Genomic DNA, 14011 nt, shown 5'->3' with positions numbered 1-14011 from the left:
GTCGTCCAATTCTTTTGGACTAAAGATAGGCGCTACATGCAATTTCTCACATGTAGGGCCTCATTTTTATAGTTCTATCGAGTTACGAATTACTCTGTGATGTAGAGATCTTTAGAGTAAATCTTGTCTTCCGCGTTATTTACTGGGAAGCCACCAACTTTCGGTGATAGTAGACGTGATTTCACGTACTGGTAGATAGGTGCGATTGGCATATCTTTTGCCATCAACTTCTCTGCTTCTAGGTAAAGTGCTTGGCGCTCTTCGTCAGAAGTTGAAGCAAATGCTTTGTTCATGATCGTATCGTACTCTTTGCTGTCGTAGTGAATACCACCAGTAGTGTTATTACTCATCATCAGCGTTAGGAAAGATGAAGCTTCGTTGTAGTCGCCACACCAACCTGCACGAGCAACCTCAAAGTTGCCAGAATCTTTGGTAGATAGGTAAGTTTTCCACTCTTGGTTTTCTAGCGTAACGTCTAGACCAAGCGTCTTCTTCCACATTGAACCCAGTGCAACCGCAAGTTTCTTGTGGTTCTCTGATGTATTGTATAGAAGGTTAAATTCAAGAGGGTTGTCTGCGCCGTAACCCGCTTCTTCCAATAGACGCGCAGCTTCTGCGTTACGCTCTTCTTGCGTCATTTTGCCGTATGCAGGGATTTCTGGGTTGAAACCTGCCGTAATTTCAGGTGTTAGGAAGTAAGCTGGCTTTTGACCTTGACCTAAAATCGCATCAGTCACAATGTTACGGTCAATCGCATAAGAAATCGCTTTACGCACGCGAACATCATCAAACGGCTTTTTCTTCGTATTGAAGATGTAGTAGTAAGTACATAAGTTACCGGTTACAGACACTTCTTGTGGGTGCTCTTTCTTCAGACGCTTGAAGTGCTCTGTAGGCAGCTCGTTCGTGAAGTCGATTTCACCCGCTAGGAAGCGGTTCATTTCCGCTACTTGGTTCTCGATTGGTAGGAAAGTAACTTGGTCAAGCGTCGTGTTTTCGTTGTCCCAGTACTGTTCGTTACGTTTTAGAACCAAACGCTCGTTTACAACCCAGTTGTCAACAACATAAGCACCGTTACCTACAAAGTTCTCTGGCTTCGTCCATTGATCGCCGAACTTTTCAACAGTTGCTTGATGAACAGGTTTCACTGTCGTGTGGCCCATCATCATTACAAAATATGGTACTGCAGTATCTAACTCAACCACTAACGTGTGATCGTCAACCGCTTTAACACCTAACTCGCTCTTATCTTTTTTACCCGCAACAATGTCTTTTGCGTTCTTCATCTTGGTGTATTCCATGTACCAAGCATATGGAGAGGCGGTTGCTGGATCGACTGCACGTTGGAAGCTGTAAACGAAATCACCTGCAGTGACAGGATCACCGTTTGACCATTTTGCGTCTTCACGTAAGTGGAAAGTGTATGTTTTGTTGTCTTCAGTTTCCCAAGATTCTGCAACACCAGGGATAGTGTTACCGTCCGCATCTTGGTTTACAAGGCCTTCAAGAAGATCGCGAATCACGTGGGATTCTGGAACACCTTGAGATTTATGAGGGTCTATTGTCGCAACTTCTGTACCGTTACCACGCACCAATTCTTGAACAGCAGCAAGTTTTGGCTCTTTAGAATCAGATTTAGCTTCAGGGGCTGGAGCCGGAGCAGGCTCAGCAGCTTGTTTCTCCGCAGGCTTTTCACCACAACCAGCTAGAGCGAGAGAAAGACCAGCACCAATAAATAAAGCGCGCGTGATTTTATTCTTATACATGCGTAAAACTCCAAATTTTTTCGTTAGCATCCATGACTTCTTTGTAAGGGCCTGGAACGGTCAGAGTTTTAGATTTTTTTAGTGCACTTTCTGAGCACAAAAGTCTAAAACCTTACAAAGACTGCGGCACACATTAGCAATCATTGAAGTAATTTGCCATAAAAATGTAGCAAAAAAACCAATAATGCTGACTAAACCACACATATCTAGCAGTAAACTCTAACCCCAAAGCATTCACCAGCCAAATAAAGACCAGAAGCGACATTTAACAGGCGAAACTTTCGATTAATCTGAGTTTAAACCATTTACTAGCATCTTATGCTAGATATTTACACATCATTTAACATTTATGACAAATCAAGTCTAACAAATAATTGTTTATATATTGGGCAAAAAACTTTTATTGTGAAGAATATCACCAGACAAAAGATAGGAAATATTGAAACAAAGTGAGCAATACAATGAAGATAAATACAAAAAAAGCTAAGTGCCATTAGCACTTAGCTTTTTTCACTAGAATGCGGGTTAGTTCTATTTTTCCCAACGCTGTGCAGCTTGATGATCGGTGTCGCGCGACTCAATCCAACGATCTTCATTCGTCGTACGCTCTTTTTTCCAAAATGGTGCTTGGGTTTTCAGATAATCCATGATGAACTCGCACGCATCAAATGCCGCGCCGCGGTGCGCACTGGAAACGCCCACAAATACAATTTGATCACCGCTATCCATATCTCCGACACGATGAAGAACGCGTACACCTAATAGTGGCCAGCGAGACTCAGCTTGATCGCAAAGGTCGCTCAAGCTCTTCTCTGTCATCCCCGGATAGTGCTCTAGATGTAAACCAATGACATTATCCCCAAGGTTCATATCTCGAACTTTACCAACGAATGTAACGACAGCGCCGGCAGCCGTCCCTTCAGATAGACGTTGATATTCTTGCTCAACCGAAAAGTCTTCAATTTGTACAGAAACACGAGAATCCATCTTAACCCCCAGTTACCGGCGGGAAAAACGCAACTTCGTCACCTGCTTTTACTTGTGTATCCAGAGGGACGATGGATTGGTTCACTGCAGCAAGTAGCTTTCCTGGCTCGAGCGCTAAATCCCACTTGCCATCTTTCTTAGTGCCTTCTTCCACTAGATGTGCACGAATGGATTCCACCGTTTCAAACGGCCCGTCTAACTCGACACTGTCGATGCCAATCAGCTCGCGAGTTTGAGCAAAGAAAAGTACTTTAATCATGATTCCACCTTAAAGTGACCAGATTTACCACCCGTTTTCTCTAGTAGACGAACTTGACCAATGACCATGTCTTTTTGTACTGCTTTACACATATCGTAAATCGTTAGAGCAGCAACGGAAGCTGCCGTGAGCGCTTCCATTTCCACACCAGTTTTACCCGCAAGTTTACATACTGATTCGATGCGAACTTTGTTTTCTGCTTCGATAGCTTCCAGTTGAACTTCAACTTTAGAGAGTAGTAGCGGATGACAAAGTGGAATCAAATCCCAAGTTTTCTTCGCAGCTTGAATACCAGCAATACGAGCCGTCGCAAATACATCACCTTTGTGGTGCTGGCCAGAGACAATCAGTTGAAGTGTTTCTGGGGCCATGTGAACAAATGCTTCAGCACGAGCTTCACGAACCGTCTCCGTTTTTGCTGACACGTCAACCATGTTTGCTTCGCCAGAAGCATTGATATGTGTAAATTGGGTCATTATTTTTCCTTCGCTTTTAGGAAAGGTTATACAGATAGGTGTGGCATGAAGTTACAAGGGCGATGACTTGCATCCAACTGCTGTTTAATAATTTTTGTCCAGCCTGTGCGACACGCACCAGTTGAACCAGGCATTGCGAAGATCACGGTGTGGTTAGCAAAACCAGCAATCGCACGAGACTGAATCGTAGACGTACCGATCTCTTCGTACGACACCATACGGAACAACTCACCAAAACCTTCAACTTCTTTATCAAATAGAGGCTTAAGTGCTTCTGGCGTGCTATCACGTGAGGTGAAACCTGTACCGCCAGTAATCATGATCGCTTGTACGCTTTCATCAGCAATCCATTGAGAAACAATCGCGCGGATCTTATACATGTCATCAATAACAATTTGCTTGTCTACTACGTTGTGACCCGCTTCTTGAGCATGCTCAGCTAGGTAACGACCAGAGGTATCGTTTTCTTCAGTACGAGTGTCAGATACCGTTAGAACGGCAATATTTGCAGGTTGGAATTTGCTTTCAGCGTGACCCATTTGTTCACCTATTCTCTTAATTAGCTTTGATACGCTTAGTATCGATTCGGAAAAAGTTAGAGCCAGCTTATCACTGAGCTCGCTCTAAAAATTGAATGAAGTTAGCCGCCGATAGACGCGAGGTGTGGCGTCATACCAGTATTACCATCATGCAAGAAGTGGCTTACCGACTTTGTTTGTAACTGCGCCTGGATACGTTCAATAAGCTCACTCTCTTGCTCATCACGTTCCAAAAGATCACGCAATTCTACACCGTGGTCTCCAAACAGACATAGGTGCAGCTTACCCATCGCAGAAACGCGCAGTCGGTTGCAGCTTTCACAAAAGTCTTTTTCATAAGGCATGATAAGACCTATTTCACCCTTGTAATCAGGATGAACAAATACTTGCGCAGGACCATCATTATGCGAGCGCACTTTCAGCAACCAACCATTTGCAATTAGCTGGTTACGAATTGCAACTCCGGATACATGGTGCTTATTAAATAGCTCATCCATCTCACCCGTTTGCATCAACTCAATGAAACGCAGTTGGATTGGACGATCTTTTATCCAGTTAAGAAACGCTGGCAGCTCGTGATGGTTCAGATCTTTCATCAACACCACATTAACTTTTACTTGCTCATAACCGACCTCGAACGCACGTTCGATACCATTCATGACTTCAGTAAACTTATTTTCACCTGTGATTTGATGAAACATACGCGGGTCAAGGCTATCTACACTCACGTTGATGTTTGTTAAACCGGCTTCACGCCAGTCTGCAACTTGCTTCGCCATTCTGTAGCCGTTGGTCGTCGTCGCCACCTTTTTGATGCCTGGCGTCGTTGCGACAGAATGAATGATGTCAGTGAAATCTTTGCGCAAGCTAGGCTCACCACCAGTGATGCGCACTTTTGACGTGCCACAATCAGCGAATGCTTTTACGACCCGTTTGATTTCAGGGAGAGATAAAAAAGACGAGTTTTTATTGCCCGATGGCTTATAGCCATCAGGAAGGCAATAGGTACATTTGAAATTACATACGTCGGTCACAGACAGACGCAAGTAATAGAACTTACGATGAAATTTGTCTTCGAATTGTTGCGCCACGGAACACCTTTCCAAACACGGGAGGCATGGCCATTTCCAATCATGCCCTTGTGACAGTACGCCACTGGCTCAAAACGCTTATCCTCGGACTTAGCAATAGTGAGCTCGGAGTTATGGCAACCAGAGATATGAAACCTCTGATAGCTTTGCGGTGTAAAATACTTAATATTTGTAATGGAATCCAGACTTGAGTGATAAAAAACTCTCTAGAGACACAATTTACCGCTAAGTGAGTACCTTTAAGACACTCCTTAAGATAAATTGTAGCCGTTTTTTATTAGATTATTAGAAGAACATAATGAATATCTACACAGATAAAAAAGTGGTCGCTGTTGGCGGTGGTCATGGCTTAGGTCGAATGCTGGCCGCATTACGAGATTTTGGCAGCAATGCAACTGGGATTGTTGCCACGACTGACAATGGTGGTTCAACAGGAAGAATTCGTCACTGCCAAGGAGGAATCGCTTGGGGAGACACACGTAACTGTATTAATCAGCTCATTACAGAGCCTTCAATCAGCTCGATGATGTTTGAATATCGCTTCAAAGGCACTGGCGAACTTGATGGTCATAATCTTGGTAATTTGATGCTTACTGCACTCGATAACTTATCGGTCAGGCCTTTAGATGCCATTAATCTGATTCGCAATATGTTAAAAGTCGACGTTAACATCCTTCCTATGTCCGAACACCCTTCCGATCTTTCCGCGTTATCCGTAGATGGGAAGTGGGTTACGGGAGAAACAAATGTCGACGAAATGAAAGCAGACTTGCGACGTTTGGATCTTTCACCAGAAGTGCCTGCTACCAAAGAAGCCATCACAGCTTTGGCGGAAGCGGACGCGATTATTCTTGGCCCTGGCAGTTTTTTAACTAGTATCATGCCTCCTTTATTGCTGCCTGAACTCGGCAAAGCGATTGCAGCAAACACAAAAGCAAAAGTCATTTTTGTTGCTAACCTGAGTCCAGAATACGGCCCAGCGGGACGAATGACGATGGCTCAAAAATTAGAATGGTGTGAACGTGCCTGTCAAGGAAGAAAAATAGACGTGGTTTTAGCAGAGAAAACCGAGCAAGACGTCTTAAGTCAATGGAATGTAGTGACGGAGTCACTCGCCTCCTCTAACCGAGACTGGCGTCACGATAGAAACAAGCTCAAACTAGCGATTGAAAATCAGCTACAACTTTCTATCTAGGAGCACGTTACCTGACTAGCGCCCTCTTTTAAGTTGTTTATTGATAATGAAAACCCTTCTGTCATCGAAGGGTTTTAGTTCAGGCATCCAGTAAGAACAGATGTTTACTAAGAAAAAATGGTTAATAGGAATAAATAGCTACTGTCGCCAAGAGCGATAAGCATCTCGAGTTTCGTGCAAAAGATCGAACATAGCCTCTAACTCCTCAGACTCCGCAGTTAACTCACCGGCTTTCGCTTTTTTGTCTATGGACATCGCCAGTTCACAAAGGCGATCTGCCCCAAAGCTCGCAGCACTACTTTTCAACGCGTGGCTGATTTCTTTTGAGTAAGCTAATCGCTCTGCCCCCTGTAGTTGGGATAAGTTCTCGATATAGGTATCCATTTCTCCTAGGAAGATATCGAACAGTACAGGTACGTTGTCACTGCCAATTTCCATCGACAGTTCATCTATTTTTTGCTGATTTAATACATTTACACTCATACTTTTTGCCGCTCTTCCTTGCCGTTCCATGCCTGTAACTTGCGGTAAATCGTCGACGGACTGACATCAAGGTATCCCGCCGCTCGAGGAATATTGCCATCACATGCTTCAATCGCTTGCTCGATTGCCATTTTTTCCGTCATCCATAATGGCATAATCTCAGATGCGGTCATCGCTTTCGGCTCAATTAATTTAGCCACAGACGACGGACGGTCAAGCGGTTGATTCAACGGTGGCGGTAACATGTCCAACGTAATCTCTTTACCGTTGTTTAGAACAACGATATTGCGTAGCACGTTTTGTAACTGACGAACGTTACCCGGCCACTCATAGCTGTTGAATCGCTCGATGACATCAGGCGCAAAACGTATGAAGCTTTTTCCTTCTTCGTGTGACATGTAACCTAACAGTGAGTATGCAATTTCAATAACATCTTCGCCTCGTTCGCGTAAAGGCGGTAAATGCAAAGGAATGACATACAAACGATAGTACAAATCTTCACGGAATCGACCTTCTTGTACCTCTTTCCAAGGATCACGGTTAGTGGCACAAACAAAGCGCACATCCACGCTCTTCATTTTTGAGGAACCCACTTTTTGGAATGTGCCCGTTTGAATAAATCGTAGCAACTTGGTTTGTAAATCCAAGTCCATCTCACAAAGCTCATCTAGAAAAAGTGTGCCGCCATCCGCTAACTCAGCAGCACCTTGACGATCATTCGCAGCACCAGTAAAGGCCCCTTTTACGTGACCAAACAGTTCACTCTCAATCAAATCTTTTGGAATTGCAGCACAGTTAATTGCAATAAAAGGTTTGTCACCACGTTTACTTGCTGCGTGGATTGCCTCGGCACATACCTCTTTACCAGTACCACTTTCACCAGTGATAAAAATACTCGCTTTACTGCTCGCCGCGGAATCTATCGTACGGTAAACCTGCTGCATGGTTTGGCTACTGCCGATAAACCCCTGATAGCTCTGATTGCCTGGATTATCGGCTTCATTTTTTAGCTTGGTCGCTTTACGAATTGCATTGTTAACCGTGACACGTAAACGGTCTGCTTCACACGGTTTAATTAGAAAGTCTTGTGAGCCATGACGCATGGCCTCGACAGCGGTATCGATAGAACCGTGAGCGGTCATAAAGATTATAGGTACGTCGGGATGACTCTTTTTAACGGCATGTAAAACGTCCATCCCCGTCATATCTGGCAGACGGAGATCGAGTAAAATAAGATCTGGAATTCGATGATTTAGGCTCTCAATGGCATCCCTACCTGTGCCGACAATATTGATATCTATGCCAAGCGGTGTCAGGTATGAGCGGTACAGAGCCGCAACAGATGCGGTGTCCTCGACCATTAAAAGGTAACGAGACTTTGGGCCTTCGGGTTTTTGTTGCATAACCTAGCTATTATTTTGTTGTGTTTTAAACAATAATCGCATTACGCTTTGCATTTTGCAAATAACATTAGCTAAATTATGGGCAAAGGAAAAAATTCAAAAATAATATCAATTATTTAAAAAGTGGCACAAACCATGCTGTAACGATAGTGACCCCTCGGGTCACCTAGCCAACTGACGTTGTTAGTGAACGATATGTTCACAAAACAAGCCAATAGACCCGACTGCCTATTGGCTTCTTTTTTTTACAAGCGACCTAAAATGCTTGGATAGCTAAATCGGTAAGTTTGTTCAACTATTTGCGATGAACTGCGCTCGTAGTTTTTCAATCTCGTCACGCTTTTGTGCCGCTAACTCAAATTCTAAATCTTGCGCATGCTGATACATCGCCGCCTCCAGTCGACTGATTTCTTTTTCTAGCTGCTGAGGGGACAGTGCCTCGTAAGTTTGCGAAGGCTCCGCCACTTTCGATAATGGTACCTGTTTAGTGTTACGCTGGCGTTTAGACTTAGTGATATCGCCAAGTTCCATGATGTCTTTGATATTTCGTTTGAGCGCTTGTGGCGAAATACCCATTTCTTCGTTGTACGCTTCCTGCTTCTCGCGACGACGGTTAGTTTCATCCATCGCCTTTTTCATTGAGTTGGTGATTCGGTCAGCGTATAGAATCGCCTTACCTTCGATGTTTCGCGCAGCACGACCAATGGTCTGAATGAGTGAGCGTTCAGACCGCAAGAAGCCCTCTTTATCCGCATCCAAAATTGCAACTAACGAGACCTCTGGCATATCCAGGCCCTCTCTCAATAAGTTTATTCCCACCAGCACGTCAAATTCCCCAAGACGAAGGTCACGGATAATTTCCACACGCTCAACAGTATCAATGTCTGAGTGTAAATAACGTACCTTAACATCATGTTCGTGAAGGTATTCGGTGAGATCTTCAGCCATTCGTTTGGTCAGTGTTGTAACCAGAACTCGTTCATCTTTAGCTGCGCGAATACGGATCTCAGACAATAGGTCGTCGACTTGGGTCGCTACTGGGCGAACTTCCAACTCAGGGTCAAGCAAGCCTGTAGGACGAACGACTTGATCCGCTACATCACCCGCCGATTTTTCTAGTTCGTAATTTCCAGGAGTAGCAGAGACGAAAATCGTTTGTGGCGCTAGTGCTTCAAACTCCTCAAACTTCAGTGGACGATTATCCAAAGCTGAAGGTAACCGGAAACCAAACTCCACCAGCGTTTCTTTACGCGAACGGTCACCTTTATACATGGCACCTATCTGCGGTACTGTCACGTGAGATTCATCGATGATCAACAAGCCATCATGAGGTAAGTAGTCAAACAGGGTTGGTGGCGGCTCACCTTCCGAGCGTCCACTGAGATAGCGAGAATAGTTTTCGATACCGGAGCAAAAGCCCAACTCATTCATCATTTCGATATCGAATTGAGTGCGCTGGCTAATTCGCTGCTCTTCCAGTAGCTTGTTGTTATCTAGAAGCTGCTTTTTGCGCACTTCTAGTTCGACTTTAATATTTTCAATCGCTTCAAGAATGCGATCTCTTGGCGTCACATAGTGCGTCTTGGGATAGATGGTATAGCGCGGCAAGTCTCGTTGTTTGACCACGCCTGTCAATGGGTCGAACACACTGATGCAATCCACCTCATCGTCAAACATCTCAACGCGCACAGCGTCTTGGTCTGATTCAGCAGGGAATATATCAATCACCTCGCCACGGACACGGAACTGCCCTCGCTCAAAAGCAACATCATTGCGCGAGTATTGGAGCTCCGCTAGGCGACGAAGCATATCACGCTGATCAATCACATCTCCACGTCGCAAATGAAGCATCATTTGTAAGTAGGATTCCGGATCACCCAAACCATAGATAGCTGAAACCGAAGCAACGATAATAGCGTCTTTCCGTTCCAATAAAGCTTTAGTGGCAGACAGTCGCATTTGCTCAATGTGGGCGTTAACCGAAGCGTCCTTTTCAATGAAAGTATCTGTTGTGGGAACGTATGCTTCAGGTTGGTAGTAATCGTAGTAAGAAACAAAATACTCAACCGCATTATTAGGAAAGAATGACTTCATCTCACCATATAACTGAGCAGCAAGCGTTTTGTTTGGCGCAAGTAATATTGCAGGTCGTTGGGCTTGGGCAATCACATTCGCTAGTGTGAAGGTTTTACCTGAGCCTGTGACCCCCAACAAGGTTTGATGTGCTAGCCCAGCATCGAGCCCCTCAAGCAACTGATTGATCGCTCCTGGTTGATCGCCCGACGGCTGATAATCGGAGACCAATTCATAGACTTTACTCATACCCTTCCTCAATTTTACTGCGCTTTGGCTGTATATATATACACCTTAGCTAATGAAATCTACGTCTATCGAGAATTTAACCATCATTGTTAATAAATTTTCTTGTTTGTCTAGAATGCTATAGCCATACAAAAGTGACTCTGATATAGTACTTCGCCCTAGTTGAAGAGCTACACACATTCTTCACATTATAGTTTCCACAACTTTTCCCCAAAAATTAGCTTAAAACTTTCTTATCCCCAAAAGATTGATTTTTATCCACTTTGAATACCTTTTGATTAACATCGATAAATCTCTGTTTTATTTGCTTATTTTACGCATAACTCTGACTAAAGATTCATTAAATAAAAACTTAGTTGCATATCAATTTTCTTTACCCAGATCTCATCAACATACTTATCCACAAATTTAGTGGATAACTAACCTCGAGCCTTTACTGGCAAGCCATACAGAAAAGTAAAGCCCTTAACTCAATATTTTTTTCTAAAAATGTATTTTTTTACTGTTGACAGTAGTTTGAGTGCTCGGTAAGATTCGTCCCGCTTTCAAGCAAAGCAATTCCTCCTTAGCTCAGTTGGTAGAGCGACGGACTGTTAATCCGCAGGTCGCTGGTTCGAGCCCAGCAGGAGGAGCCAGATTATAGAAAAGCCGTGTCGCAAGACACGGCTTTTTTTGTATCTTAATCGCCATGAAATCTAAGCCAATCTAGGCGTCATAAAATCACACCGAAATAAGTTCAAATTACAGAACTCATAACATTGTCATAGATAGTGTTCTCACAGTACCACACATTTAATTCTGTCTCTTTTCTAGCAAAAAACAATCATAACCAATTGAATCTATTATTAATGCAATTTAATCATTGAAAAAATGAAAAGCATTCATTTTACTCATACCAAATAAATCCATACGATTAAAAGGGTTAAGAATGGTTCCGTCCTACTCGTCGCCTCCATTCTAATTATCAATAACTTAGGGATTTACTTATGACTATTCCGACAACTGACATGCTAGATGCATGGGCTGGATTTACTGCTGGTGAATGGCAAAACTCTGTCAACACTCGTGACTTCATCCAAAAAAACTATACACCCTATGAGGGAGACGAGTCTTTCTTAGCCGAGGTTAGCAAATCCACTTCAGCATTATGGAACCAAGTGCTTGAAGGCATAAAACAAGAAAGCCGCACACACGCCCCTATTGATTTTGACACAGACTTGCCCTCAACAATCACTTCCCACGATGCAGGCTACATCAACAAAGATCTGGAAAAGATCGTTGGCTTACAAACTGATCAACCGCTAAAACGTGCAATCATCGCCAATGGCGGGATTCGCATGGTAAAAAACTCGTGCGAAGTTTATGGCCGCGAATTGGATCCAACGGTTGAAAAAATCTTCACTGAATACCGTAAAACTCACAACAAAGCGTGTTTCGACCTTTACACCAAAGAAATTCTAGCCTGTCGTAAATCCGGCATCATCACGGGCCTTCCTGATGCTTATGGCCGTGGTCGTATCATTGGTGACTATCGCCGTCTCGCCCTATACGGTATCGACTTCTTAAAAGCAGACAAAAAAGAACAATACAATTCAACACAAACGTTCTTAGAACAAGGCAACGATCTTGAGAAAACACTTCGTCTTCGCGAAGAAATAGCCGATCAAGTTCAAGCACTTGAAGACATTCGTCAAATGGGTCTGAAATACGGCATTGATATGTCGCTACCTGCAAAAACAGCACAAGAAGCGATCCAATTTACCTACTTTGGCTACCTAGCGGCGGTTAAATCGCAAAACGGCGCAGCAATGTCACTGGGCCGTACTTCGACTTTCCTAGACGTCTATCTAGAGCGCGATATCGCAAACGATTTGATTGATGAATCACAAGCGCAAGAAATGATTGACCACTTCATCATGAAGCTACGCATGGTTCGCTTCCTACGCACACCAGAATACGATTCATTGTTTTCTGGCGACCCAATCTGGGCAACCGAAGCCATGGCAGGTATGGGTGTTGATGGCCGTACACTAGTATCTAAAACGACATTCCGATACTTACATACGCTACATACTATGGGCCCTGCTCCTGAACCAAATATGACGATTCTTTGGTCAGAGCAATTGCCTGAAGCGTTCAAACAATATGCTGCAAAAGTGTCGATTGATACCTCTTCGGTTCAATACGAAAACGACGATCTAATGCGTCCTGATTTCGACAATGACGACTACGCGATTGCCTGTTGTGTGAGCCCGCAGGTTGTTGGTCAGCACATGCAATTCTTTGGTGCACGTGCCAACCTTGCAAAAGCACTGCTTTACACCATCAATGGTGGTATCGATGAAAAATCGAAAGCGCAAGTGGGTCCGGTAGTGGACAAAGTTCAAGATGAAATTCTCGACTTTGACGCTTTGATGCCTCGTTTCGACAATATGTTGGAGTGGCTAGCAACGCAATACGTCACAGCGTTGAACATCATCCATTACTCACATGACCGTTACAGCTACGAAGCATCACTGATGGCATTGATGGATCGCGACGTGCACCGCACCATGGCGTGTGGTATTGCAGGTCTGTCTGTTGTCGCTGACTCTTTGGCGGCAATTAAATACGCGACCGTGAAACCTGTTCGTGATGAAGATGGCATCGCCGTTGATTTTGAAATCGAAGGTGATTATCCAAAATTTGGTAACAATGATGCCCGTGTTGATGACATCGCTTGTGATCTGGTTGAGCGCTTCATGAAGAAAATTCAGAAGATGCACACCTACCGCGAAGCAGTGCCAACTCAATCGATCCTAACGATCACATCTAACGTGGTTTACGGCAAAAAAACGGGTAATACACCAGATGGCCGTCGCGCAGGTATGCCTTTTGGCCCGGGTGCAAACCCAATGCACGGTCGTGATGAAAAAGGGGCGGTTGCGTCTTTGGCATCGGTATCTAAACTGCCGTTTGCTTACGCGAAAGATGGTATTTCTTACACCTTCTCAATTGTGCCTAACGCACTGGGTAAAGATGAATTAAGTCAGAAGAAAAACCTAGCCGCGCTAATGGATGGTTACTTCCATCACGAAGCAAGCAACGAGGGCATTGCGATTGAAGGTGGTCAACACCTTAACGTCAACGTTCTGGACCGAGAGATGTTATTGGATGCGGTTGAACATCCAGAGAAATACCCTCAGTTGACGATTCGAGTGTCTGGTTATGCGGTACGTTTTAACTCTCTAACGACAGAGCAACAGCAAGACGTCATCACTCGTACCTTCACAAGTAAGATATAAACACAGTCCATCAAGCACTCAGAAAGTTTAAATAATTAGCTTGTAAATATGCGTTGCCCGCCTCTCTTTTCTACCTGGGAGAGGCGGGCTTTTTTTAAAATCACACATTAGATGAAAATTAATAGGTAGTATCCTCTCGCTAACAATACATTCAGCAAACGATTCAATTTCTTATTGATTCATCAAAATACATCAATTAGACGACT

Annotated in this window: 11 protein-coding genes, 1 tRNA gene and 1 riboswitch; of the genes, 3 read left to right on the top strand and 9 right to left on the bottom strand. The window is 43.9% G+C overall.

Going from position 1 to position 14011, the window contains the following annotated elements; all coding sequences use genetic code 11:
• Window positions 1–89: 89 nt before the first annotated feature.
• From R7E00_RS06115 to moaA, 6 genes are all read right to left on the bottom strand, one after another.
• Window positions 90–1766 carry an ABC transporter substrate-binding protein gene (locus tag R7E00_RS06115; protein WP_222712460.1) on the bottom strand — a complete coding sequence of 559 codons (1677 nt, stop codon included), beginning with the start codon at window positions 1764–1766 and terminating at the stop codon, window positions 90–92.
• 531 nt (window positions 1767–2297) lie between these two features.
• A complete protein-coding gene (gene moaE, locus R7E00_RS06110) occupies window positions 2298–2753 on the bottom strand; it encodes a molybdopterin synthase catalytic subunit MoaE (protein ID WP_318124415.1) in 456 nt (151 codons plus the stop codon).
• Between the two features lies 1 nt (window position 2754).
• Window positions 2755–3012 carry a molybdopterin synthase sulfur carrier subunit gene (gene moaD / locus R7E00_RS06105; protein ID WP_005388938.1) on the bottom strand — a complete coding sequence of 86 codons (258 nt, stop codon included), beginning with the start codon at window positions 3010–3012 and terminating at the stop codon, window positions 2755–2757.
• Window positions 3009–3488: a cyclic pyranopterin monophosphate synthase MoaC gene (gene moaC / locus R7E00_RS06100; protein ID WP_005380779.1), complete on the bottom strand. Its 480-nt coding sequence runs from the start codon at window positions 3486–3488 to the stop codon at window positions 3009–3011. Before moaC ends, moaD begins: the two co-directional genes overlap by 4 nt.
• Before the next feature lie 26 nt (window positions 3489–3514).
• Entirely contained in the window at window positions 3515–4027 is a 513-nt protein-coding gene (gene moaB / locus R7E00_RS06095; protein ID WP_005388935.1) for a molybdenum cofactor biosynthesis protein B, read from the bottom strand.
• A 101-nt stretch (window positions 4028–4128) separates the two neighbouring features.
• Window positions 4129–5118, bottom strand: coding sequence for a GTP 3',8-cyclase MoaA (gene moaA, locus R7E00_RS06090; protein ID WP_065274716.1), 990 nt, complete (start codon window positions 5116–5118; stop codon window positions 4129–4131).
• Window positions 5107–5241, bottom strand: a riboswitch (molybdenum cofactor riboswitch). Its footprint overlaps the gene before it by 12 nt.
• Before the next feature lie 175 nt (window positions 5242–5416).
• Here moaA and R7E00_RS06085 point away from each other — a divergent pair.
• Entirely contained in the window at window positions 5417–6313 is an 897-nt protein-coding gene (locus R7E00_RS06085; RefSeq protein ID WP_005388931.1) for a YvcK family protein, read from the top strand.
• Window positions 6314–6451: 138 nt separating this feature from the next.
• Here the strand turns inward: R7E00_RS06085 and luxU are convergent, their stop codons facing one another.
• From luxU to uvrB, 3 genes are all read right to left on the bottom strand, one after another.
• Entirely contained in the window at window positions 6452–6796 is a 345-nt protein-coding gene (gene luxU / locus R7E00_RS06080; protein WP_017636054.1) for a quorum-sensing phosphorelay protein LuxU, read from the bottom strand.
• A complete protein-coding gene (gene luxO, locus R7E00_RS06075) occupies window positions 6793–8199 on the bottom strand; it encodes a quorum-sensing sigma-54 dependent transcriptional regulator LuxO (RefSeq protein ID WP_005380768.1) in 1407 nt (468 codons plus the stop codon). The genes luxU and luxO overlap by 4 nt, the downstream gene beginning before the upstream one ends.
• Window positions 8200–8490: 291 nt before the next feature.
• Complete coding sequence (gene uvrB, locus R7E00_RS06070; RefSeq protein WP_017636056.1) at window positions 8491–10521, bottom strand: excinuclease ABC subunit UvrB; 2031 nt, start codon at window positions 10519–10521, stop codon at window positions 8491–8493.
• 559 nt (window positions 10522–11080) lie between these two features.
• Between uvrB and R7E00_RS06065 the strand changes: the two genes are divergently transcribed.
• Together R7E00_RS06065 and pflB are read left to right on the top strand one after the other, a co-directional pair.
• A tRNA-Asn gene (locus tag R7E00_RS06065) sits at window positions 11081–11156 on the top strand.
• A 351-nt stretch (window positions 11157–11507) separates the two neighbouring features.
• Window positions 11508–13805 (top strand): formate C-acetyltransferase, encoded by a 2298-nt coding sequence (pflB, locus tag R7E00_RS06060; RefSeq protein ID WP_262606213.1) that lies wholly within the window; start codon window positions 11508–11510, stop codon window positions 13803–13805.
• Window positions 13806–14011 lie beyond the last annotated feature (206 nt).

Origin of the sequence: Vibrio sp. Vb1755 (genome assembly GCF_033338635.1) — a bacterium.
GTDB classification, from domain to species: Bacteria; Pseudomonadota; Gammaproteobacteria; order Enterobacterales; family Vibrionaceae; genus Vibrio; species Vibrio alginolyticus.
Note: the sequence above shows the minus strand (reverse complement) of the source record. Positions and strands in the feature narration are given on the sequence as shown.